26 protein-coding genes are annotated in these 21,955 nt (G+C 37.3%); 16 read left to right on the top strand and 10 right to left on the bottom strand.

The window, feature by feature from the left end; all coding sequences use genetic code 11:
• Position 1: 1 nt before the first annotated feature.
• The 9 genes from ABS766_RS05015 (at position 2) to ABS766_RS04975 (ending at position 8,484) form a co-directional block, all read left to right on the top strand.
• On the top strand, positions 2 to 403 hold the full coding sequence (locus ABS766_RS05015; RefSeq protein WP_408084028.1) for an OsmC family protein: 402 nt from the start codon (positions 2 to 4) through the stop codon (positions 401 to 403).
• A gap of 7 nt (positions 404 to 410) precedes the next feature.
• Positions 411 to 638 carry a DUF3820 family protein gene (locus ABS766_RS05010; protein ID WP_408084027.1) on the top strand — a complete coding sequence of 76 codons (228 nt, stop codon included), beginning with the start codon at positions 411 to 413 and terminating at the stop codon, positions 636 to 638.
• 268 nt (positions 639 to 906) lie between these two features.
• A complete protein-coding gene (locus tag ABS766_RS05005; protein ID WP_408084026.1) occupies positions 907 to 2,523 on the top strand; it encodes a CTP synthase in 1,617 nt (538 codons plus the stop codon).
• 60 nt (positions 2,524 to 2,583) lie between these two features.
• Positions 2,584 to 4,485, top strand: a complete 1,902-nt coding sequence (yidC, locus tag ABS766_RS05000; RefSeq protein ID WP_408084025.1) for a membrane protein insertase YidC — start codon at positions 2,584 to 2,586, stop codon at positions 4,483 to 4,485.
• A 148-nt stretch (positions 4,486 to 4,633) separates the two neighbouring features.
• Entirely contained in the window at positions 4,634 to 5,314 is a 681-nt protein-coding gene (locus ABS766_RS04995; RefSeq protein WP_408084024.1) for a toxin-antitoxin system YwqK family antitoxin, read from the top strand.
• 38 nt (positions 5,315 to 5,352) lie between these two features.
• Positions 5,353 to 6,540 (top strand): tRNA 2-thiouridine(34) synthase MnmA, encoded by a 1,188-nt coding sequence (gene mnmA / locus ABS766_RS04990; protein ID WP_408084023.1) that lies wholly within the window; start codon positions 5,353 to 5,355, stop codon positions 6,538 to 6,540.
• A gap of 13 nt (positions 6,541 to 6,553) precedes the next feature.
• The gene (locus ABS766_RS04985) at positions 6,554 to 7,120 is read left to right on the top strand and encodes a hypothetical protein (RefSeq protein WP_408084022.1); all 567 of its coding nucleotides are present in this window, start codon (positions 6,554 to 6,556) and stop codon (positions 7,118 to 7,120) included.
• Between the two features lie 7 nt (positions 7,121 to 7,127).
• On the top strand, positions 7,128 to 7,775 hold the full coding sequence (locus tag ABS766_RS04980) for a TatD family hydrolase (protein ID WP_408084021.1): 648 nt from the start codon (positions 7,128 to 7,130) through the stop codon (positions 7,773 to 7,775).
• Complete coding sequence (locus ABS766_RS04975; protein WP_408084020.1) at positions 7,768 to 8,484, top strand: tRNA threonylcarbamoyladenosine dehydratase; 717 nt, start codon at positions 7,768 to 7,770, stop codon at positions 8,482 to 8,484. Before ABS766_RS04980 ends, ABS766_RS04975 begins: the two co-directional genes overlap by 8 nt.
• Before the next feature lie 11 nt (positions 8,485 to 8,495).
• On the opposite strand, the gene ABS766_RS04970 is transcribed toward ABS766_RS04975, so the two are convergent.
• From ABS766_RS04970 to ABS766_RS04935, 8 genes are all read right to left on the bottom strand, one after another.
• Positions 8,496 to 9,638, bottom strand: coding sequence for a hypothetical protein (locus tag ABS766_RS04970; protein ID WP_408084019.1), 1,143 nt, complete (start codon positions 9,636 to 9,638; stop codon positions 8,496 to 8,498).
• A gap of 102 nt (positions 9,639 to 9,740) precedes the next feature.
• Entirely contained in the window at positions 9,741 to 10,118 is a 378-nt protein-coding gene (locus ABS766_RS04965) for a hypothetical protein (protein ID WP_408084018.1), read from the bottom strand.
• 6 nt (positions 10,119 to 10,124) lie between these two features.
• Positions 10,125 to 11,468, bottom strand: coding sequence for a COG3014 family protein (locus ABS766_RS04960; protein WP_408084017.1), 1,344 nt, complete (start codon positions 11,466 to 11,468; stop codon positions 10,125 to 10,127).
• 137 nt (positions 11,469 to 11,605) lie between these two features.
• On the bottom strand, positions 11,606 to 12,205 hold the full coding sequence (locus ABS766_RS04955; protein WP_408084016.1) for a penicillin-binding protein activator LpoB: 600 nt from the start codon (positions 12,203 to 12,205) through the stop codon (positions 11,606 to 11,608).
• Between the two features lie 155 nt (positions 12,206 to 12,360).
• Positions 12,361 to 12,840, bottom strand: a complete 480-nt coding sequence (locus tag ABS766_RS04950) for a hypothetical protein (RefSeq protein ID WP_408084015.1) — start codon at positions 12,838 to 12,840, stop codon at positions 12,361 to 12,363.
• Positions 12,841 to 12,949: 109 nt separating this feature from the next.
• Positions 12,950 to 13,567 (bottom strand): response regulator, encoded by a 618-nt coding sequence (locus ABS766_RS04945; protein WP_408084014.1) that lies wholly within the window; start codon positions 13,565 to 13,567, stop codon positions 12,950 to 12,952.
• Positions 13,564 to 15,150, bottom strand: coding sequence for a sensor histidine kinase (locus tag ABS766_RS04940; protein WP_408084013.1), 1,587 nt, complete (start codon positions 15,148 to 15,150; stop codon positions 13,564 to 13,566). The genes ABS766_RS04945 and ABS766_RS04940 overlap by 4 nt, the downstream gene beginning before the upstream one ends.
• A 210-nt stretch (positions 15,151 to 15,360) precedes the next feature.
• Positions 15,361 to 15,849 carry a hypothetical protein gene (locus tag ABS766_RS04935; protein ID WP_408084012.1) on the bottom strand — a complete coding sequence of 163 codons (489 nt, stop codon included), beginning with the start codon at positions 15,847 to 15,849 and terminating at the stop codon, positions 15,361 to 15,363.
• A 371-nt stretch (positions 15,850 to 16,220) separates the two neighbouring features.
• On the opposite strand from ABS766_RS04935, the gene ABS766_RS04930 reads away from it, so the two are divergent.
• Positions 16,221 to 16,607: a pyrophosphohydrolase domain-containing protein gene (locus ABS766_RS04930; protein ID WP_408084011.1), complete on the top strand. Its 387-nt coding sequence runs from the start codon at positions 16,221 to 16,223 to the stop codon at positions 16,605 to 16,607.
• 38 nt (positions 16,608 to 16,645) lie between these two features.
• Here ABS766_RS04930 and ABS766_RS04925 read toward each other — a convergent pair whose 3' ends face one another.
• Complete coding sequence (locus ABS766_RS04925) at positions 16,646 to 17,713, bottom strand: branched-chain amino acid aminotransferase (protein WP_408084010.1); 1,068 nt, start codon at positions 17,711 to 17,713, stop codon at positions 16,646 to 16,648.
• 207 nt (positions 17,714 to 17,920) lie between these two features.
• Here ABS766_RS04925 and ABS766_RS04920 point away from each other — a divergent pair, with 207 nt between their 5' ends.
• The 4 genes from ABS766_RS04920 to ABS766_RS04905 all read left to right on the top strand — a co-directional run bounded on the left by ABS766_RS04920 (position 17,921) and on the right by ABS766_RS04905 (position 19,988).
• Positions 17,921 to 18,475: a DUF4920 domain-containing protein gene (locus ABS766_RS04920; protein ID WP_408084009.1), complete on the top strand. Its 555-nt coding sequence runs from the start codon at positions 17,921 to 17,923 to the stop codon at positions 18,473 to 18,475.
• 83 nt (positions 18,476 to 18,558) lie between these two features.
• Positions 18,559 to 18,945 carry a hypothetical protein gene (locus ABS766_RS04915; RefSeq protein WP_408084008.1) on the top strand — a complete coding sequence of 129 codons (387 nt, stop codon included), beginning with the start codon at positions 18,559 to 18,561 and terminating at the stop codon, positions 18,943 to 18,945.
• Positions 18,946 to 18,954: 9 nt separating this feature from the next.
• On the top strand, positions 18,955 to 19,653 hold the full coding sequence (gene mnmD, locus ABS766_RS04910; protein ID WP_408084007.1) for a tRNA (5-methylaminomethyl-2-thiouridine)(34)-methyltransferase MnmD: 699 nt from the start codon (positions 18,955 to 18,957) through the stop codon (positions 19,651 to 19,653).
• A 137-nt stretch (positions 19,654 to 19,790) separates the two neighbouring features.
• On the top strand, positions 19,791 to 19,988 hold the full coding sequence (locus ABS766_RS04905; protein WP_408084006.1) for a hypothetical protein: 198 nt from the start codon (positions 19,791 to 19,793) through the stop codon (positions 19,986 to 19,988).
• Between the two features lie 35 nt (positions 19,989 to 20,023).
• Here the strand turns inward: ABS766_RS04905 and ABS766_RS04900 are convergent, their stop codons facing one another.
• Positions 20,024 to 20,971, bottom strand: coding sequence for a hydrogen peroxide-inducible genes activator (locus tag ABS766_RS04900; protein WP_408084005.1), 948 nt, complete (start codon positions 20,969 to 20,971; stop codon positions 20,024 to 20,026).
• A gap of 109 nt (positions 20,972 to 21,080) precedes the next feature.
• Here ABS766_RS04900 and ABS766_RS04895 point away from each other — a divergent pair, with 109 nt between their 5' ends.
• Together ABS766_RS04895 and ABS766_RS04890 are read left to right on the top strand one after the other, a co-directional pair.
• Positions 21,081 to 21,578, top strand: a complete 498-nt coding sequence (locus ABS766_RS04895) for a Dps family protein (protein WP_408084004.1) — start codon at positions 21,081 to 21,083, stop codon at positions 21,576 to 21,578.
• A gap of 45 nt (positions 21,579 to 21,623) precedes the next feature.
• Positions 21,624 to 21,911 carry a hypothetical protein gene (locus ABS766_RS04890; RefSeq protein WP_408084003.1) on the top strand — a complete coding sequence of 96 codons (288 nt, stop codon included), beginning with the start codon at positions 21,624 to 21,626 and terminating at the stop codon, positions 21,909 to 21,911.
• Positions 21,912 to 21,955: the final 44 nt, after the last annotated feature.

The following is a 21,955-nucleotide window of genomic DNA, read 5'->3' as shown; positions in this document are numbered from 1 at the left end:
AATGACATCTAAAATAACTTATCTGGGAGATTTAAGGACATCTTCCGTGCATATACAATCGGGAGAAAAAGTTATCTCTGACGCACCGGTTGATAATAACGGAAAAGGGGAGGCCTTTTCACCTACAGATATTGTGGCTAATGCATTAGGCAGCTGTATGCTTACCATTATGGGTATTAAAGCAAGGGATATGCAGGTAGCTATTGAAGGCAGTACAGCAGAAGTTACTAAAGTAATGCAGTCTTCACCCCGTATGATTGCCGAAATAAACATAGTGTTTACTATGAAAAGCGATGCCGATAAAAAATCACGTGAGATTTTAGAGCGCGCAGCCTTAACCTGCCCGGTTCACCTAAGCCTGCACCCTGATGTAAAGAGGGATATTGTATTTAACTGGCAATAACTTTTTTTTGGATAACAGGCAGGAACTTATAAAGCTGGCACATGCCAAAATGCCCTTTGGCAAGTATGAAGGGCGTTACCTGGCAGACCTGCCGGAATATTATGTTGTATGGTACCGTAATAAGGGTTTCCCAAAAGGAAAGCTGGGTGAGCAGTTGCAACAGGTATATGAACTTAAACTTAATGGATTAGAAGGCATGCTGCGTAATATCAGGCAACAATACCCAATTCCATAGTTTATATTATAAAATGTTTCAATTTATAAAATAATTAGGTTTATTATTCCCTCAAATTCAAATATCAAAGTGTTATATAATTAACTATATAATAATTTGTATAAAACCTTTATGTACTTCTGTTTAACTTTGTTATGATAAATTAATCATTTTTATCGGGTTACGTTTTTATTGTTGTAAATTGGCGAGACTTCAAATAATAATTATCGATTAAATTGCTTACTTTTGCCACGTTTTTTACCACAACACAACAGCACAAAATTTTAAAATGAATAAAACCAAATATATTTTTGTTACCGGAGGTGTGACTTCTTCCCTTGGAAAAGGTATTATAGCAGCTTCGCTGGCAAAATTATTGCAGGCGCGTGGATACAGGGCAACAATACAAAAGTTTGACCCTTATATTAATGTAGACCCGGGAACGCTCAACCCTTATGAGCATGGCGAATGTTATGTAACTGATGACGGGGCAGAGACTGATCTTGACCTTGGGCATTATGAGCGCTTTTTAAATGTGCCTACTTCTCAGGCAAATAATGTAACTACAGGCCGTGTATACCTTTCGGTTATTGAAAAAGAACGTCGCGGCGAATTTTTGGGTAAAACCGTACAGGTGGTGCCCCATATCACCAATGAGATTAAAGAACGTATGCAATTGCTGGGTAACTCTGGCGATTATGATATAGTAATTACCGAAATAGGCGGTACTGTGGGCGACATTGAGTCGTTACCCTATATAGAGTCGGTAAGGCAGCTAATCTGGGATCTTGGCGAACACAACAGCCTGGTAATTCATCTTACGTTGGTGCCCTATCTTGCAGCAGCTGGTGAGCTAAAAACCAAGCCTACACAGCACTCTGTTAAAACCTTAATGGAGAGCGGTATAAAGGCCGATATACTGGTGTGCCGTACAGAACATGAATTATCATCAGACCTTAAAGAAAAACTTGCTTTGTTCTGTAATGTGAGCAAAGAATCGGTAATACAGTCTATAGATGCCAGCACCATTTATGATGTGCCTAACCTGATGCTTGAAGAAGGCCTGGATAAGGTAGCATTAAAAAAACTGGACCTGCCGGAGAAAAATACACCCGACTTAAAGCAGTGGAATGATTTCTTATACAAGCTTAAACACCCGGCACATACTCTTAGTATTGGCCTGGTGGGTAAATATGTAGAACTGCAGGATTCCTATAAATCTATATTAGAAGCTTTTATACATGCCGGCAGTGCTAATGAAACTAAGGTGAATGTAGTAAGTGTGCATTCAGAATATATTGACCGCGAAAATGTAAAAGATAAGCTGGCAGGGTTAGACGCTATAGTTGTAGCACCGGGATTTGGTGGCCGTGGTATAGAGGGAAAGATAGAAACAGTACGTTATGCGCGCGAAAATAATATACCATTTTTAGGTATATGCCTTGGTATGCAGATGGCAGTTATAGAATATGCGCGTAATGTTTTAGGGTGGAGAGAAGCCAATTCAACAGAAATGAATGAGCACACCGCTTATCCTGTAATTAATATTATGGAAGAGCAAAAAGATATAGTAAATAAAGGCGGTACCATGCGCCTTGGGGCGTGGAAGTGCGTTTTAGATGAGGGGTCGCTTGCCGAAAAGGTATATGGTACCAATGAGATTATGGAACGCCACCGCCACCGTTATGAATTTAACGAAGACTATAAAGAAAAATTACAGGGCGCAGGCCTTAAAACATCTGGTACAAACCCCGATACCGGCCTTGTTGAAATTATAGAACTGGAAAAACACCCGTTTTTTATGGGCGTACAGTATCATCCGGAATATAAAAGTACAGTAGCCAACCCGCACCCGCTTTTTGTAAATTTTGTAAAGGCCGCGGTTAAAAAAAAGGTAAATAAATAATATATATATAACGCTCTTTTTGTAAGCGGTAAATAATTAAATAATTTTTTAAACATTTCGATGGAAGAAAAAAAAATTGATATTAAAACTATAGTCGGCTTTGGCCTTATTATGCTACTGCTGCTATGGATGATGTATAACAGCACCGCTAACAAGGAAGAAGCTGCAATAAAGGCTGAAAAAGAACAAGTAGAAAAATCTAAAGAAAATTTTGTACCGGAAGATAAAACAGCCGTTGCAGAAAAAGATTTTACAGTAACTGATTCTGCCAGTATTGCAAAAATGAAAGGCGCTTTAGGTGCTTTTGCCTACAGCATATCATTGCCTTCGGCTAAAGACACTGTAACCGAAATTAAAAATGAGCTGCTTACATTGCGTATAGCCAATAAAGGAGGATATATATCAGAGGCTAACCTTAATAACTTTGAACGTATTGCTAAAGGTTCGGGCGAAAGGGTACAGCTTATAAATAACAATAATGCCGACTTTAATATTCAGTTTAAAACGGCGGATAACCGCATTCTCAATACGCGTGATATGTATTTTGAGCCTTCACTTACAAAAGAGGGCCAAAACCAGGTACTTAGTATGCGCCTTAAAGCTGGTGAGAACCAGTTTTTAGAGTACAGATACGTTATGAAGCCGGATAATTATATGCTGGATTTTTCTATCCGTACACAGGGATTATCTAAAGTGGTAGATGGCACTGCCCCTGCAGAACTTGACTGGGATCTTAAAGCGTACCGTAATGAGAAAAGTGCTTCTTACGAAAATCGATATACCGATATTGTTTATGAATATGAAGACGGTAAGGATGATAATGTAGGGCTTGGTAAGAGTGAGGCTGAAACAGCAGATGATGTAACTTATGTAGCTTACAGGCAGCACTTTTTCACCTCAATATTACTTACTGATACGGCGTTTAAAAAGGCTGATTTTTCAATAGAAAACCTAATGGAGGATGAAGAAAAAGACACCGTATTTACAAAGCAGTTTTCTACTAAAATTCCGTTAGAATATAAAGGAGGCGAGCTTAGTTATAATATGAACTGGTATTACGGCCCCGCTGATTTTAAAATACTCAACAGTTATGATAAAAACCTGGATGAGGTAATACCATTAGGCTGGGGTATATTCGGGTGGATAAACAAATATCTTTTCATTAACCTGTTTACATTACTTAGCAAAGTATTGCCTTATGGGGTATGTATTATAGTATTTACCATGCTGGTAAGGCTGGCTATGTCTCCTATTACGTATAAATCATATTTGAGCCAGGCTAAAATGAAGGTTATACGTCCTGAAATTCAGGAAATCAATGAGAAGTACAAGAGCGACCCGATGAAAAAACAGCAGGAAACCATGAAGCTGTACCGTACTGCAGGGGTTAACCCAATGGCAGGCTGTTTACCGGCGCTTATGCAAATACCGGTATTCTATGCGCTTTTCCAGTTTTTCCCGTCGTTTTTTGATTTAAGGCAAAAAAGCTTCCTTTGGGCTGATGACCTTTCTTCGTATGACTCCATAGCCGAATTACCCTTTACAATACCGTTTTACGGCAACCACATCAGCCTTTTCCCAATATTGGCTTCGGTAGCTATATTTTTCTATATGCGTATGACTTCGGGAGACCAGAGTATGTCGGCGCCACAACAGGAAGGCATGCCGGATATGGGTAAATTAATGAAGGTTATGATATACATTTCGCCATTAATGATGCTTATCTTCTTTAATATGTATGCATCCGGGCTAAGTTTGTATTACTTTATCTCTAACCTTATTACTATAGGTATTATGTATGTAATTAAAAACCATATAGTAAACCAGGATAAAATTCACGCCATAGTACAGGCAAACAAACAAAAAGAACCTAAAAAACAAGGGCGTTTTCAACGTAAAATGCAGGAAATGATGGAGCAGGCGCAACAAACGCAGGAACAGCAGAAGCGTCTTAAAAAATAATCTTCTTTAAAGCACCTTTCGGGGTGCTTTTTTAATTATATAAATAATGGTGTGCTTTTTGCAAAACAATAAATGTTTTACTTTGCAGTGTACATTAATTATAAAGATATCACGTTTTTACAGTATGAAGAAAAGTTTGTTTATACTTATGTTAGTAATAAGTACCGTAACATTTGCCCAGGAAATTAATAAAACCGATGCTAATGGAAAGCGTCATGGCAACTGGAAGGGTGTTTATGAAGAAAGTAACAAGCCCCGTTACCAGGGCAGTTTTATACATGGAAAAGAGTCTGGTACATTTACCTTTTATAAAGATGACGAAAAGTCTACTATAATGGCAACACGGGTATTTAAGCCCGACGGTAGCAGTTATACCACTTTTTTTGATGAAAAGGGGCTTAAAGTAAGTGAAGGCAAAGAAGTAAACCGCCAGCGCGAAGGGGAGTGGAAGTTTTACCACCCCGGCGGCACAACGCTTATGTCTGTAGAGCACTATAAAGCAGGAAAACTTAATGGTGTACGGAAGGTATATTTCCCGGATGGGAAAATTAATGAGGAAACCACTTTTGTAAACGGAATTCAGCAAGGGCCGTATAAAAAATATACTACTGACGGTGTGGTGCTGGAAGAATCCATCTATAAAAATGATATATTACAAGGCAGAGCCATATTTCATGATGCCCGGGGTAATATTGCTGCCGAAGGTAACTATGATGCGGGCGTAAAGACAGGAGAATGGAAGTATTACGAAGATGGAAAACTGGTTAAAAAAGTAGATGAAACCGGCAAGCATATTAAGATAGTACACAAAAAAGACAGCAAAAACTAATTTGTTGTAACTTTGCAACAGAATAGGAGATTATAAAAATGAAACGAGTTGTAGTAGGTTTATCGGGTGGTGTTGATAGTAGCGTAGCCGCCTATTTGCTTAAAGAGCAGGGGTATGAGGTTATTGGCCTGTTTATGAAAAACTGGCACGATGATTCAGTTACAATATCAGATGAATGCCCATGGCTGGAAGACAGTAATGACGCTTTACTTGTGGCCGAAAAACTGGGTATACCCTTCCAGACGGTTGACCTTAGCGAAGAATATAAAGAGCGTATAGTAGACTATATGTTCAACGAATATGAAAAAGGGCGTACGCCAAACCCGGATGTATTGTGCAACCGCGAAATTAAGTTTGACGTATTTATGAAGATTGCCCTGAGCCTTGGCGCAGACTATGTAGCCACAGGGCACTATTGCCGTAAAGATACCACTATAGAAAACGGTAAAGAAGTACACCGCCTTTTGGCCGGAATAGACGGTAACAAAGACCAGTCATACTTTTTGTGTCAGCTTTCTCAGGAGCAGTTAAGTAAAGCGTTGTTTCCAATAGGGGAACTTACTAAACCACAGGTGCGTGAAATTGCTGCTGAAATGGAACTGGCAACAGCCGAAAAAAAAGACTCGCAAGGGCTTTGCTTTATTGGTAAAGTACGCCTGCCGGAATTTTTACAACAGCAACTTCAGCCAAAAGAAGGTATTATCTATGAAGTGACCCCGGATTTGGAAACCTATAATAGTGAAAAACCGCAGTTCAACTCAGTTAAAGAGCAATTAACTTATGAAGCCAAAAGCATAGCTTACAGGCCCGAAATGGCCAAAGTGGTAGGCAGGCACCAGGGCGCGCATTATTATACCATAGGGCAACGTAAAGGTCTTAATGTGGGCGGCACCAAAGAGCCGCTGTTTATTATTGCTACCGATGTAGAAAGTAATGCCATCTATACCGGGCAGGGGCACAACCACCCGGGGTTGTTCCGCAGAGCATTATTCATACAGGAAAATGAAATACACTGGGTACGTACAGACCTGAAGCTTAATGATGGAGAGACTATGGAGGTTATGGTACGCATACGCTACCGCCAGCCATTGCAAAAAGCCACCCTGCATAAGTTTGATAACGGCATGTACATATCATTTGAGCAGCCACAAAGCGCTATTACCGAGGGCCAGTTTGCCGCCTGGTATATTGATGATGAGCTTGTTGGCAGTGGGGTTATATCTTGATCTGCCCCAACTGATGACAGATTTTTCTATAGAAAAAGAATTCCGCCCTTTTTTGGGAATCAATGAGACGGTTTTATGGACGGGCTGCCCTCCAAAAGGTGTGCTATTCAAAAAAAGTGATATTATTGAAATTCCTTTAAGTATCATTTGGTTTGGTTTAGTCATTTTTTGGGAAACTACAGTAATTATCAAGGGTGCCCCTGTTTTCTTTGTAATTTTCGGAATTCTGTTTATCTGTATAGGTTTGTATAATGCGGTTGGACGCTTTTTTTATGATGCATACAGAAGAAACAACATAGTTTATATAATTACACAGCAAAGAATTTTGATAAAATCTGGTATATTTTCAAAAAAAGTAAAATCTGTAAGTATCTCTGATCCTAAAATTACATTCACTGCAAAGAAAAATGGTTCGGGAACAATTTTACTTGGGCCAGATGATCGTTTTAATCCAAGAATATTTGGAAAAAAGATAAACAAAACCCCTCGTCTTGAAATGATTCCTGAGGTAGAGAAAGTTTATAAGATTATCATTAATAGCGCAGAATTAAATCTTAATTATTCAGTATCTTTCTCATAATAAAATTATGCTCTATAACCTTCACACCCATAATTATACAAACAACCCGGATGTTTTTGAAATGGTAAATAAATATCCGTATGAAGATATTGATGGGGTACCTTATTTTTCAACCGGCATACATCCATGGCGCATAGATGTGGATAAAAATGAGGAGCATCTTGCTGTAATTGAGCAACGTCTTAAGCTACCTAATTGCCTTGCCCTTGGGGAGTGTGGGCTGGATAAGCGTATTGAAATTCCGTTAAATGTACAGGTTGATATTTTTGAAAAACAACTGGAGTTAGCAAAAAAACACCAAAAACCCGTAATTTTGCATCTTGTTGCTGCTTTTCAGGAGCTGATAGAAATAAAAAACAGGCTTAATGTTGATGTACCCATGATAATACACGGTTTCAGTAAAAACATACAGGTAGCCCAACAATTGCTGGATAATGGCTTTTATATTTCTTTCGGTAAGTATTTATTGCGTAACCCGGAGTTGAGCAATGTGTTTTCACAGATGCCTGATGATCGCTTTTTTCTTGAAACGGATATGATACAGGAAACCATTGTTCAGGTATATGATAAAGCTGCGGCAGCAAAATATATAGATTTAGAAACGCTCAAAAATATTGTGGGCACAAATTTTAAAACGGTTTTTAAGCATGGCTGAATGGACTGAAAGGGCAGAATTGCTATTTAAAAAAGAAGGGCTTGAAAAATTAAAAAATGCCCATATACTGGTAGTGGGGCTTGGCGGGGTAGGCTCTTTTGCAGCCGAATTTATAGCCCGTGCCGGGGTAGGCACCATGACTATTGTAGATGGCGACACAGTAGATATTACTAATATAAACCGCCAGCTGCCAGCATTACACAGTACCGTAGGCAAACCTAAAGTACAAATAGTGGGCGACAGGCTTATGGATATTAACCAGGAACTGAACCTTATACGCCTACAGGAGTTTTTATCGCCGGAAAGGGCGTATGAACTTGTAAGTGATAAGTATGACTATGTATTGGATTGTATTGATAGTGTTACTCCCAAATTAAACCTCATTATGGCTGCCAAGCGTAAAAAGGTTAAAATAATAAGTAATATGGGGGCAGGGGGTAAAAATGACGCCTCTAAAGTACGTGTTACAGATATTAGTAAAACCGATGTATGCCCATTAGCAAAAACCATACGCAAACGCCTGCGTAAAGAAGGTATTTCAAAAGGGGTTAAAGCAGTATATTCCGTAGAAGCGCCTGATGAAACCAGTGTTAAAATGACTGACGGTAAAAATTTTAAAAAATCTTTTTACGGTACCAATAGCTGGATGCCGGCACTTTTCGGCCTTCATTCCGCACAAACGGTAGTAACCTATTTATTAAAACAATAAATATTATTTATTTATTCAGGGTCTTGTAAAAGGCTGTCTTGATACACAGCTTTTACTTTAGGACGTGGTTTTAAAGCGGGCTTTTTGTATGTTTTTAAGGGCTGTATCGCCTGCTGTTTTATAGCCAAAGAATCTTTGGCGGTAAGTACTGCGCCATCAACAGGATAATATACTGCTGTTTGCCATGCAGAGGGCTTTTTGGTTTGTGCCGGGGTTTTTATAAATTCCTGAACATATCTGCCATTAACTGTAGTATTTAGAGTGTCTTTATGTATATAGGCTGTGGCTTTGTTTCGCACTTCTGCCATATAATCATAATTGCCTTTTAAGGTAACTTTAAGTGCATTAAAAGGATAAAGCCTTCCACCAAGTATATCGCTACCCGGTGTGGTTAAAATCTCTTCTTTTACAGGCAGGCATACCTCATAGGCCATAGGCAGGCTATCAGTAGGGGAGTATAGTATAAAAGGATACCCCATTATATCCATTTTGTTTTCAGTAGCAAAAGTTTTAAGCTTTTCTATTGCAGAAATCGCCTTCCGGCTTATATCATCAGGGGTACCCATTGCCGCCTGGCTAATATAAAAATAGCCGTTTTTCATTACCAGGCCTTCAACGTTAACATCAAAAGATTGTAGCTCTTTTACAAGATAATCATCAAGGTTTTTAAGACCTTTATTTAAGTTATCATCAATAGTTGTGTCAGTATCCTGCCCTATAAGCGCTAAAGCTTTTTGGGTAAATGTAAGGTTACCCTGTGCAGTAAGCATAACCTTAGTACTGTTAAGGGTATCTTTAAATTTCCAGGTTAAATAGTTTTCGTTATCTGCAACAGTAACTTTTTGATAAATAGAATCCTGGGTAACAGTAAGTGTTTTTATAAGGCCCCGGTCTCCGTTATTAGTCCACTGCATCATGGCGCCCTTGCCAACCGTATCGCCAAAAGTAAATGTGGCAGTAGTATCTATACCTTTAATAACCTCAATGTTATTCCAGTTCTTATAATTATTTACAAAATTATAAACCACTGCTATGGGCGCATTGATAGTACGTTCGGCGGTTACTGTATATTTGCCGCTTTGTGTGGCTATAAATACAGCAACAGCCATAGCCAGTAAAAGTAACAGTAAAAAAATATATTTTACAATCTTCATACAGAATATGCTTGCCGGATTGTAAAAATATAAAATTTCTGACATAACTGGCTAAAACCCCTGTAATATCTATGCTTCTTTTTGAAAAGAAGCTTTTTGGGCTTAGTTACAATCTATAAAATCACGCGGATATGCTGAAAGGCTTACTTTATCTACAAGCAAATAGACATCTTCACTTTCTGTAAATACCTCAATTTCATTACTTACCTCTTTTGCATTAAGCGTTTTTCGGTGTGTAGTAGTATCGTATTGTGTAAGTTTATCTGCTACATAATAATTAAAGGATATAAGCTGGTCAAAATCGCTTTTAAATTGTATTTTCCAGTAATGCTGTTCGCCGCGCATACCTCCATCTTTTAAACGAAACCATATTTTACTGTAACAACTGGTTTTTTGCCAGGGTTCCCAACCATTATCAGTCTGGGCAATTGCTGTTATACTGTATAGCATAATAGCAACAAAAAATAGTGTTTTTTTCATAATGTACTAATTTAATAAGTACTTAGTACGGCCAAGGTCAGAGTAGTTTACAATCTGTAATCCCCTTTTATATGGTATTGTTATTGTATCCGTATCTATTACCCCTTCCGGGCCGTATTTTTTTATTGTAAAAGTATTTTCGCTTCCTTTTTTTAGCGGAATACGCACATAGCTTATAGTAGCAGGCAACGATTGCCAGTTGCGGGTATCTGCTTTTTCGGTAGCAGCCCCGGCAATATCACCTCCCAATTTGGCAATATCACCGGCATCATCTCCCAATGCATTACCCACAATTTCTCCCAGTATGGCACTGCTTGCTTTTTTTGTAGCAAAGCGTGCCACTAAGTCAATAGTTTCCCGCAGCATACGGTCTTTAAGGCATTGCTTGGCAATGGGATAAAAATCTTCTGCCAACTCAAAATCTTCCTCTTTACCATTTACTACAATGGCGGCTTTATTATAATAATTTCCCCTTTCGCGGTATTTTGGTATGGCAATAGCATTAACGTTACCTATATTGGCTCCCGGAGGTATGGGTATAATTATTTCCTGTTGTACATCTCCATCCCAGTATGCTCCATAAAATACGCCCCCGCCCCCGGCAACAGTTAAAACTATCTGGTCTTTGGCAGGGCTTAGCCCGTTTTCCCAAAAAATAATAGCTTCGCCTTCAGGTTCAGCTTTGTTAGCAGGTGCCTCTAACTTAAACTTTTCAACATATGTATTGTACTCTTCTTTAAAACCCATTTTAAGCGCTGTGCGCAACAGGTCTTCTTTTAATTGTAAAGGAGCAGGCACCCCAAAATATTCGCCGCCATTGCGCTCATAAATTTCATAAGCGTTGCGGTAGGCTATAAAGGCATTGTTTATATCGCCAATGCTTTCATACAATATGCCCTGAACTATTTGTGAAAAAGCATCCTCACTATACCTGTTTTTATTTTCTTTATATTTTTCATTGAGCTGGTACAGTTTGATGTTTATCCTTTTTGCTTCTACCAGTGCTTCGTTAGGCATACCTAGGTAAAAATAATTTAGGGCTTTATAGTAATGTATGGTAACTTTTTCAAAATCTTCACCTTTATACGGCTCGGCCATTGGGTTGGTAAATTTGGCAGCAACAGCCTGTCCGGCTTTTGTTTTTATCCGGTCATCAATCATTATATAAGCTTCTTCTAAAAGTTTGTTGCTTTCTTCATAATTCCCCTTTAAATGCTCCAGCTTTCCTTTTTCCATAAGGTAGAGCAGCCTGTTCCTGTCTTTTTTCAGAAATTTATTTTTATCTACATGATGTATAGCGCTTTCATAATCGCTGTTAAGCAGGTCGCTTTCAATCTCTGCAGTTTTCATGTTATATGTACTACAGGACTGAAAAGCAACCAATAACAATATCATTACGGCTTTATAACAGGTTGTAATAAAGTTTTTGCGTATGTTCATATCAGGTAAACAAGGAGTAATTTTGTGTTTGGATTATGAGTAAAAGCTTACATACTTTTTTTGCCGATATATTTTTTTATTTTTTTATCGCCAATCCAAACCTTTTCATTGGTTTCAATGTTGCTAAGTTCCAGGTCTATCTGGTAATAAACGGTTTTTTCTTTAGATGCCTGGTCTACAATTGAATTAACAGTGCCCTGAAGCATAAAATCTGCACCATTTTCAAGGCCGAATTTTTTCATAGTAGACTGCGATGAAAAGTTTTGCTGATCAGCCCTTTCGGCCCTTAATTCTTCACGCATGTTACCTGCCTGAACCAGTTTCATACGGCCGGAGTTGATAATTGCTTTTTCTATATCCTTGCTAAACGTTTCAGTTGCAATATGTTCATGCGATTTGTTGGTGATCATACCTACAATAATCACAGGCTTTTTACCGGTATGTTCACTGGCATAAGTGCTGTACCAGGCATGTTCCATAAGTTCGGCTGTAATTTCTTCTGCAGTAAGCCTTGAGTCGGTTTCATTCCAGCGGCCGCTAAGGTCTGTTACACTGTTTTCGCTAACACGTTGTACCTTATTAGATTTACAATTGATAAGTGACATACTTACCATAAGCACTAAAGCAGATTTAATAATGTTTTTCATAATGTACGTTCATTGATTAATATGACAAAGTTATAATAATGTATGAAAAGCTTTCACACATCGTGATCAAAACATCTCCTACAAAAAAGATGCCTCTTTTTACGGAGGCATCCTTTTCTTGCTCAAAAATTCTAAATATAAAACATGTTTACATGTTACGGTTGTTCATGTGTCCAGTGAGAGGATTCTCCATTGTTTAGCGATCCGGACTTTGTAGCAAGCACTTCGCCGTTTTTTACTACCCTTACAGTAAAATCAGCAGAATTATTCTTTTCGCTACAATCCTCATAATACTCTACCCAATAGGTATATGTGCCACTGGGTGCGGTACCATCTTTCCAAAAAATATTTTCATTAGCTCCCTGCGGACAGTCTGAGCACATACAGTCAACATCCAGTTCGCCCCCGTCTCCATAGCTATTGGCATAATATAGTATTACACCATTTGGCGTTTGCACATACAGGTCAAGGTCAACATTTTCATGGTTAGTAAATTGAAGGTTAAAACGTGGATTGCCTTCCTGCCCGACAAGGTCCAGGTCTTTTTTATTACTGTCATCATTATTACAGGCTATAAAAGTGGCAGCGCTACACGTAAATAATACTACAAAGAAACCTATGCGTGTTAGTTTCATGATAAAATAGTTTTTTAAGTAGGTTGATTTAGTTGCAACAAAACTATCTTACTCAAACGTTAAAAAAAATACCCATTAAAAGGTATTTTACTGTAGTAAGGGTTTAAAATTAATTAAAATCATACTTTATTTCCATAGAATAGCGCAAAAGTTCTGTTTTTCCCTGCAGGCTTAATTTTTTTAAAATATTTTTCCGGTGCGTGTCTACAGTTGTTTTTCCTATAAATAATATATCGGCAATTTCCTGAGACGTTTTGCCTTCTCCTATAAGCCTTACAATTTCCAATTCCCTTTTGCTTAGCGGTATATTGCTGTCAGTTTTTTTATGGCTGCTACGTTTAAGCGAAACATCAAAAAAGGTTTCACCATTCATTACATTGCGTATGGCTTCGGCCATTACTTTTAACGAAGAGTTTTTCATAATATACCCTGATGCGCCTGCATTTTCCATTTGGGTTACAGCTTCATCCTGCTCAAACATGCTAAATGCTATGATCTTACATTGTGGGAACTCTTTTTTTATTTGCCTGCAAGCGGTTATACCATCCGTTTTCGGCATACGTATATCTGTTAGTACCACATCGGGTTTTTTGGCTTTTACAAGGTCAATAAGCCTGTCACCATCATTGGCTTCGCCAACAATCATTATATCATCTTCATGTTCTAAAAACATCCTTATGCCATCAATTAAAGACTGGTGGTCTTCTGCTACTACAATACGTATCATATCGGAATATTTATAATAATGGTTGTACCCTTCCCGGGTGTGCTGTCAATATCCAGGTTGCCATTTAGGTATTTTATTTTTTTAATTATGGCCTGTAACCCCATACCATCTTTTTTGCCAGACCATTTTGTGTCAAACCCTATACCGTTATCTTCTATAATAATATTTATATCGTCGTCATGCTGCGTGAGTTGTATTGTGGCTTCGGTAGCTTTTGCGTGTTTTATAATGTTTGTTGTAAGTTCCTGAATTGCCCTAAATATAGTAAATTCTAAGGTATTATCCAGCCTGCCATCAAAACCAAAGTCAAGCACATCAACCGTAAGCCGTCCGGGGACTGATACCTTATCTGCCAGTTTTTTCACTGCCGGAATTAACCCTTGGTTGGCAAAAACCCCTGCATTTTTTGCATGCGCCAAACGCCGTACCCTTTGGTATGCTTCATCAATTAAATCATCTGTTTTATCATATAATTTAGTATCGGGTATATGTCCTTCAGTAGTGTTTCGTTTCAGGTTTTCAAAATTTATTTTTAAGGTAGCCAGCATGCTTCCCAAATTGTCATGCAAATCATTTGCGAGCCGTTGCCGTTCTTTTTCCTGTCCTTCAATTAAAAGGTCTATACTGCTAAGTTCAAAATCTTTCAGGGCTTTTTCTCGTTTTTGCTGCTCTATTTGCTTTTCCTGTAACGAAATTTTTTCTCTTCTGCGTGCATTTTTTACAATTAACCAACCCAATGCTATAGTAGCAATGAGAAGCCCTAAAAAAGTGTATTTCATTATCTGATTAGATTTTACGGAGCTTTTAAGTACTTGGTTTTCTAGCTCTTTTTCACGAGTCTGGTATTTTGTCTGAATATCTTTTAAGGCTATATCCTGTTCTTTGCTTTTAACACTGTCCCGATATTTCTGATTGAGATTTAAGTAATAAAGGGCTTCTTTATATTGTTCTAATTCTTCGTAGTTAATAGAAAGGAACTCATATATATATTGTTTGGTAACTAATTTGTGTTCCTCTAAGGGCAGGCTATCTGCTTGGTGCAAATATTGAATAGCTTTTTTGTTGTCTTCAAGATAATAATAACATGCCGCTTGGTTTACATAATTACTGCAAAGGTTTTCAATATCCTTAATCTCTTTTAAGTACTTTACGTCTGCTTTATAATAGTACAGAGCGGAATCCTGGTTGTGCAGGTACTCATTATACATAAACGCCAGATGTCTGTTTATTGTTGATTTTAAATTTTTGTCATTATTATTTTCATTATATTTTAATGCTTTTTCTAAATATTTCTTACCATCAACTGTATTTTTTTCGTCAACCAGTTTATAAATACCTTTTGCAAGAAACCCTTTAGTAAGTTTTAAACTATCATGTTTTTCTTCTACATAATCAATATATTTATCCAAATACTTTTTATACGTCTTATCTTTATCTGCACGGCTGAAAAGAAGCTGGTATATATCAAAATTAATATCGTTAACTTCTTCATCTTTGCCCAGTAAGCTATAAGTGGTTTTGGCCTTGAGTAAGTTAGATAGCGCTAGATAATCTTTATTTTCTTTGTCATAACATTTTGCCAACAAGTAGAAATATTTCGCCTTGTCATAGGTAGAAATATGAAGCGTGTCTGTTTTTTTAAGCTTTATCAGGCAATTTTTATAATTCCCACTTTCAATTTGCTGCTCTAATTGCTTAAAATTTATTTTTTGGCTATAGCAGTTTAGAGTTGATAAAATAAGTATAAGAAAAAGGAGAAGCTTACATTTGTTATGCATTATTTTTATTACGGATTAAAATTTGGGCACAATGCTCATACCTGCTCTACGGGGTTCTTTCTCGGCAATTTGAGTATTATAGGGCTGCTGGTCTGTTGTGATTTTGTTATAAGCATCAGGTATCATGTTATAGAGTATCTCAAGGTCATGGTTTTGATTAAAGCTGTCATCATGAAAAAATACAATAAGTGTTTTATCAGCATTAATATCATAAGGCCTAGCACCTGAGTGGCTAGAAGAAAAAGAAGTAAGGTTAAACTGTTTTTTATAATAGGTTTGCGCACTATTAAACAGTGGGGTGGTATTATCATCACACTTAAAAAGTATGGCAACAGCATTCAGGTGGCTTCCATTTATATTTTGTGATATGTTATATTGATTTCCAAAAATATACTCGCCCTTTCGCAGTTCCGGCGGTAAGCATACAAATAATGATGCTTGCGCAGGGTTGTGATAGTAACCATTAATTGTGTACGTAAAATCATTGGTGGTCTGTTGTGACATTTTATAATTGTTAGGGTTAATGAATACAAATTTCAGAAACAAAAGTTAAAAAAAAATCCCCATGTGTGGGGATTTTGTCAATTGATTTTTTAACATCTTATTAAGATTCGTTTTTCAACAGGGTTTTCATGATAAATAATATAAAAATAAAAAGTAACAGGCTAATAAGTATCCAGTAACTGCCTTTATAATATTTTTTGTGAAGTGTAAGGTCTTTTCTGTATACATATATCATTGCAAATATAAAAACCACTATAAAACAGGCAGCAAAAACCAGTTGTCCGGTACTAAACATGTTAAAATCTTTTTTGCAAAACTACAATTTTGATGGCTGACTTTTTATATTTTTAAAAAGTAAAAATTTATAGAGCATGAAAAAACAATTAGACCATGTAACTCTTTTTCATTCATCTTTTGGTTTAGGTACCGGAAAAATACCGACTGCCAGCCTTGGCGAAAAACTTAATGTGCTGAGATATAGTTTAATGAAAGAGGAAAACGAAGAGTATCTGGAAGCAGCCCAAAATAACGACCTTACAGAAGTAGCCGATGCACTTGGCGATATGTTGTATATTTTATGCGGTACCATTATAGAGCATGGCCTGCAACACAAAATAGAAGAAGTATTTGATGAAATTCAGCGCAGCAATATGAGTAAATTGGGTGCAGATGGAAAACCCATTTACCGTGAAGACGGCAAGGTTATGAAGGGCCCGGGCTATTTTAAGCCCGATTTTACTGAAATATTAAAATTTTAAAATAAAAAGGCCGCAATTAAATTGCGGCCTTTATTTATTTAGATCTTTATTGTCCAGCCAAAAGTATCTTCAGCCAGTTTATATTGTATATCAGTAAGTTTATTTTTTAGGTCCAGTGCCATGGGGTTGTCCTGCCTCGGCAGTTCATAGTAGGTGTCCTGGTAGCTAAAACCTGTAATAGGGTTTATAACCGCTGCCGTACCGGCACCAAATATTTCTTTTAAAGAGCCATTTTTACTGGCTTCAATAATTTCATCAACTAATACGGGGCGTACTTCTACAGTTATATTTTCACGTTTTGCAAGGTCTATTATACTTTTACGGGTTACGCCGTCCAGTATACGTTCGCTTGTAGGCGCGGTATAAAGAGTATCATTAATGCGGAAGAATATATTCATGGTACCTGCTTCTTCCAGTTTGGTATGCGTAGCATCGTCCGTCCAGATAACCTGTTGGTACCCCTGTTTGTTGGCAAGCAGGGTAGGGTAAAACTGTGCTGAATAATTAGCAGCAGCTTTGGCAGCACCTATACCGCCATTGGCAGCACGGCTGTAATGTTCGGCAATAAGCACTTTTACATCGCCCTGGTAATACGCTTTTGAAGGTGACAGGATAATCATGAAACGATACTGGCCAGAAGGAGCAGCTATAACGCCATGGCCGGTTGCTATCATAAAAGGGCGCAGATAAAGAGAGTTGCCCTTACCTTTTTTAACCCATGCTTTATCTATATTGATAAGTTGTTTAAGGCCTTCAATAAATACTTCTTCAGGTATTTCGGGCATGGCAAGCCTAACAGCAGATTTATTGAAACGGGTCAAATTCTGGTCAGGACGGAAAAGCCATACGTCATCATTTTCATCTTTATAGGCTTTCATGCCTTCAAAAATAGCCTGGCCGTAATGAAATACCCTCGATGAAGGATCCATTGTTAGGGGTTCATACGGCTTTATAACCGGTGTGCCCCATTCGCCACTTTTATAATCGCAATAAAGCATATGATCTGTAAATACACTCCCAAACGGTAAGTTTTCAAAATCAATATTCTCTATTTTCGATGTGGCAGCCCTGTTAATAATAAAGGACTGGGTTTGATTTTCGCTCATCAGGATACAATAGTATTATTGTTAGTAGTAAAGTTGTGTTGACAGCAAATTTACTAAAAATTTCCATTTTTTTAAGATACAGGGCAACGCAATTATTATTCAGCATTATTTAACAGGTTGTAGCAAAGTGTAATAAATAGACATAATACATTGCCCTTTTTAAAGTTTCTGCATATTTTTGCTTTATATATTTTAAATTTTATTAAAATGAGAAAGTCATTTTTGGCAATTGCAGCACTTACAATGTTTTTTTCGTGTAAAAATGAAAATAATACAGACCAGGGAGATATAGTGATAGATAATATTGTTGAAACGGCATCAGAAAATGGTGAACCTGTAAATACAGAAAGTGGGGAATATGCACAATTTGGCGATAAAATTACTGCAGACAGGGCGATTACCAGCGAACAGATGTATAATAAATATAAAACACTAAAAGCAGGTGATACGATAAATGTTACTTTTAAAACTAAAGTAAAAGATGTATGCCAGCGAAAAGGCTGCTGGATGAAGCTTGAACTGGCAGACGGAGAAGAAAGCTTTGTGAAATTTAAAGATTATGCCTTTTTTGTGCCAATGAATTCGGCAGGGCAGGAGGCTATTGTTAACGGTAAGGCTTATGTTAGCGAAACTTCTGTAGCCGAACTTAAACATTATGCCGAAGATGAAGGGAAAAGTAAAGAGGAGATTGCCAAAATTACGGAACCTGAATTTGAATATAATTTTCTTGCCGATGGTGTACTTATAAGTAAAACATTATAATGGCTATACGGCATAGAATTTATATAGCTTTTTTAACGCTTAGTACTCTATTGTTTATTGCCTGTAATAAAAAACAGCAGGGGGTGACAAAAACGAAACACGGGGAAAACTGTGATGCAAAGCCTGAAAAAGAGTTTAAAATGTATGAAATGAGCGAAATGGCATCGCTTATGGAACAAATGTATGCCGAAAATATGCTGTTGAAAAATAAAATAACTTCCGGGGTAAACCCGGGTAATTTTCCAACCCATATTTTAAAAATACACGATGCCGTAATGACTGATGGCAAAGAAAATGACGCCTTTTTTAAGGAGCAGGCAAAAAAGTTTATAGAGGCGCAGCGCCTTATATATACCGATACTGTAAATACCAAAGCCCATTTTAATGAGGCGGTTTCATCATGCGTTGCATGCCATGAGCAAAAATGCCAGGGGCCTATACCACGCATTAAAAAACTATATATTGATTAATTTTTATATATGGCTGTTACTTCAACAGCCTTTTTTATAACTACCGTGAAAAGGGAAATTATTACTACAGAAGATGGCTCTGTAACCATACACCTGCCGGAAATGAATGAAAGCTACCATTCTAAATTTGGGGCTATCCAAGAGGCTTACCATGTTTTTATTCAGCACGGGCTTTCATTAAAAAGTAAAGAAGACATCAGTATATTAGAAATAGGCTTTGGTACAGGGCTTAATGCTTTTATTACTTACATAGAGAATGTAAATAATAAAAGGCTTGTTCATTATACTGGTATAGAAGCGTATCCGGTAGATATTGAAGAGGCAGGGAAGCTTAATTACCCGCAGCAGCTTAAGCAGGGGTTATACAAAGATGTTTTTATAAAAATGCATGATAGCCCCTGGGGGGCAGCTATAACTTTAAGTAATGGCTTCACCCTGCATAAACGAAGGCAGTTCTTTCAGGATATTGTAGATGAATCAGTTTATGATCTCGTTTATTTTGATGCTTTTGGCTATCATGCCCAACCGGACTTATGGAGCCCTGAAATTTTTAAAAAAATGTATACCGCCTTAAAACCCGGCGGCATACTGGTTACTTATGCCTGCCGCACGGTTATTAAAAATGCAATGAAACAGGCAGGCTTTTTGGTAGAGAAGCTTCCTGGCCCACCTGGCAAAAGGGAAATGCTAAGGGCAATTAAAAACTAAAAAAGTGTTAAATAATTTGTTATTTACAAATTACGAAAACGATTTTTTATGAATATTTAGCTTTTATTTTACGAAAAAAGTATTAATTTTACCGCACGTTCTTATAGTTCTAACCAAAAAAATAAAATTTAAAAATAATGCCTACATCAATGTTTGGTTATACCAAAACAGTGTTGGAAAATGTGAGTTTTGATCCTGCACTTTTTTGTAAAGAAGTAGAGAAAGCCCTAAAAATGCTTCTGCCTTACGAACTTGAACAACTAGTTGACTGGTTGTATAAATTTACTGTTTCAAAACCGGAGCTTAAAGCTTGCCTGGTATACATAGAAAAATAAAAAAGCGGCTGCCTCAAAGGTAGCCGCTTTTTTTATCACTTTTTTTGCAGTGGGCTGGTTATAGCAACATTCTGAAAAGCTATAGCGCCCCTTACCACTCCGGATATAGTGTTGCGGAGGGCATCTATAATATGCAGTTTAAGTTCTTTTTTACTATATATTAAACTTACCTCCCTAGACGGGCTGGGTTCTTTAAAGGGCCGTAATTTGGCAGTAGATTTGCTATCCATATTAAGTGTGTGCAGGTAAGGTAGTAGCGTCATACCAAGGCCTTCGTCAGCCAGTCTTATCATGGTTTCAAAACTGCCGCTTTCAATATGAAACTGGTTATCTGAGGGGAGTGATGAAGCTTTACAGATGTTAAGCACATTATTCCTGAAACAATGCCCGTCCTGCAAAAGCAGTATATTGCTCAGGTTCATTTCAAGGTCTTCTACCTCAAACTCCTTCTTTTTAAACGATGGGTTATTTTCGGGCACATAAGCAACAAAAGGCTCATAATACAGTACAATTTCTTTTATGCTTTCTTCATCAAGTGGTGTGGCGGCTATAGCTGCATCCAGCTGCCCATTTTTTACCATCCTGATAATTTCTTCGGTAGTATGCTCTTCAATAATCAGGTTAACCTTCGGGTATTTTTTAATAAAATTATTTATAAACATAGGTAATAGCGTAGGCATAATTGTAGGGATGATACCTACTTTAAAATCGCCACCTATATATCCCTTTTGCTGGTCTACTATATCTTTAATCCTGCCAGATTCACTCACTATATTTTTGGCTTGTGTTACTATTTTTTGGCCTACTTCCGTAAGTTGGATAGGTTTTTTGCTACGGTCAAATATTTGTACATCAAGTTCTTCCTCAAGTTTTTGTATCTGCATACTTAGTGTAGGCTGGGTAACAAAACATCGCTCCGCGGCCACGGTAAAATTTTTATGTTCAGCTACAGCAAGCACATAATACAACTGTGTAATGGTCATAGTATAAGTTTTTATGATAAAATTATAAAAACTATTGATAAAGGCTATTGAATAAATAACTAAATTTACAATAGTTTAGTGATGTAAAAACTTACAAAAAATAGAGGTAATGAAAACACAGGCAAAAGAAAAAACTAACATTTTAGGTTTACCGGTAAAAGAAACAGAACTTATAGCTGCTGAACTCAATATTTTACTTTCAAATTTTCAGGTATATTATCAAAACCTGCGCGGCATCCATTGGAATATTAGGGGTAAACGCTTTTTTGACCTCCACGTTAAGTTTGAAGAGTTGTATAATGATGCACAGCTAAAAATAGATATGGTGGCCGAACGTATACTTACCCTGGGTGCCGTACCGCTGCATACTTTTGATGATTATGTTACCAATAATAAACTTACTGTAGGCAAAAATGTATCTAAAGATACCGAAGCAGTAGGCCTGATTATGGAATCTCTATCAGGGCTTTTAAAAATTGAGCGTGTAATTCTTGAAGAAAGCGCCAAAATTGAAGACGAAGGTACTAACAGCATGATGAGCGATTTTATAAAAGAGCAGGAAAAAACCATGTGGATGATGAAAGCCTGGAGCGAAGAGGAAATATAGTATTGCAGCAAAGAAGTTATTAATTTTTTATCTATCTTCGCAATAATGAAGGTTTTGGTAAACATAATGGTATTTTTATTCTTTGCCTTTCTGTCAGCACCCACAATAGTGAGCCTGGTACAGGAAGAAGAGGATGATATATCATTGGTTTGCGATCTTAACGAAGAAGAAATGCAGAAAGAAATTAAAGAGGTGCAGTTAGGGCTGCACTTTGAGTTTGAAATTTCTTTTTATAAAGCAGCAAAAAAGTCAACACTTATAAAGTCTGAAAATCTCCAAAAGCATGATAATGTTTTTGGAGATATTTTTTTACCCCCTCCCGAAATTATATAATACATTTTTTTTGCAGCTATTTAGCTGATAATAAATACACAAGT

The organism is Flavobacterium rhizosphaerae (genome assembly GCF_046000445.1).
GTDB classification, from domain to species: Bacteria; Bacteroidota; Bacteroidia; order Flavobacteriales; family Flavobacteriaceae; genus Flavobacterium; species Flavobacterium rhizosphaerae.
Note: the sequence above shows the minus strand (reverse complement) of the source record. Positions and strands in the feature narration are given on the sequence as shown.

Excerpts from the sequence above, each read along its gene's own strand:
- ABS766_RS04950 (WP_408084015.1), bottom strand. The coding sequence starts at position 12,840 with ATGAAACTAACACGCATAGGTTTCTTTGTAGTATTATTTACGTGTAGC.
- ABS766_RS04965 (WP_408084018.1), bottom strand. The coding sequence starts at position 10,118 with ATGAAAAAAACACTATTTTTTGTTGCTATTATGCTATACAGTATAACA.
- mnmD (WP_408084007.1), top strand. The coding sequence starts at position 18,955 with ATGGCTGTTACTTCAACAGCCTTTTTTATAACTACCGTGAAAAGGGAA.
- ABS766_RS04890 (WP_408084003.1), top strand. The coding sequence starts at position 21,624 with ATGAAGGTTTTGGTAAACATAATGGTATTTTTATTCTTTGCCTTTCTG.
- ABS766_RS04955 (WP_408084016.1), bottom strand. The coding sequence starts at position 12,205 with ATGAAAAACATTATTAAATCTGCTTTAGTGCTTATGGTAAGTATGTCA.
- ABS766_RS04970 (WP_408084019.1), bottom strand. The coding sequence starts at position 9,638 with ATGAAGATTGTAAAATATATTTTTTTACTGTTACTTTTACTGGCTATG.
- ABS766_RS04935 (WP_408084012.1), bottom strand. The coding sequence starts at position 15,849 with ATGTCACAACAGACCACCAATGATTTTACGTACACAATTAATGGTTAC.
- ABS766_RS04945 (WP_408084014.1), bottom strand. The coding sequence starts at position 13,567 with ATGATACGTATTGTAGTAGCAGAAGACCACCAGTCTTTAATTGATGGC.
- ABS766_RS05015 (WP_408084028.1), top strand. The coding sequence starts at position 2 with ATGACATCTAAAATAACTTATCTGGGAGATTTAAGGACATCTTCCGTG.
- ABS766_RS04985 (WP_408084022.1), top strand. The coding sequence starts at position 6,554 with ATGACAGATTTTTCTATAGAAAAAGAATTCCGCCCTTTTTTGGGAATC.
- ABS766_RS04895 (WP_408084004.1), top strand. The coding sequence starts at position 21,081 with ATGAAAACACAGGCAAAAGAAAAAACTAACATTTTAGGTTTACCGGTA.
- mnmA (WP_408084023.1), top strand. The coding sequence starts at position 5,353 with ATGAAACGAGTTGTAGTAGGTTTATCGGGTGGTGTTGATAGTAGCGTA.
- ABS766_RS05005 (WP_408084026.1), top strand. The coding sequence starts at position 907 with ATGAATAAAACCAAATATATTTTTGTTACCGGAGGTGTGACTTCTTCC.
- ABS766_RS04975 (WP_408084020.1), top strand. The coding sequence starts at position 7,768 with ATGGCTGAATGGACTGAAAGGGCAGAATTGCTATTTAAAAAAGAAGGG.
- ABS766_RS04905 (WP_408084006.1), top strand. The coding sequence starts at position 19,791 with ATGCCTACATCAATGTTTGGTTATACCAAAACAGTGTTGGAAAATGTG.
- ABS766_RS04995 (WP_408084024.1), top strand. The coding sequence starts at position 4,634 with ATGTTAGTAATAAGTACCGTAACATTTGCCCAGGAAATTAATAAAACC.
- yidC (WP_408084025.1), top strand. The coding sequence starts at position 2,584 with ATGGAAGAAAAAAAAATTGATATTAAAACTATAGTCGGCTTTGGCCTT.
- ABS766_RS04930 (WP_408084011.1), top strand. The coding sequence starts at position 16,221 with ATGAAAAAACAATTAGACCATGTAACTCTTTTTCATTCATCTTTTGGT.
- ABS766_RS04960 (WP_408084017.1), bottom strand. The coding sequence starts at position 11,468 with ATGAAAACTGCAGAGATTGAAAGCGACCTGCTTAACAGCGATTATGAA.
- ABS766_RS04980 (WP_408084021.1), top strand. The coding sequence starts at position 7,128 with ATGCTCTATAACCTTCACACCCATAATTATACAAACAACCCGGATGTT.
- ABS766_RS04900 (WP_408084005.1), bottom strand. The coding sequence starts at position 20,971 with ATGACCATTACACAGTTGTATTATGTGCTTGCTGTAGCTGAACATAAA.
- ABS766_RS04920 (WP_408084009.1), top strand. The coding sequence starts at position 17,921 with ATGAGAAAGTCATTTTTGGCAATTGCAGCACTTACAATGTTTTTTTCG.
- ABS766_RS04925 (WP_408084010.1), bottom strand. The coding sequence starts at position 17,713 with ATGAGCGAAAATCAAACCCAGTCCTTTATTATTAACAGGGCTGCCACA.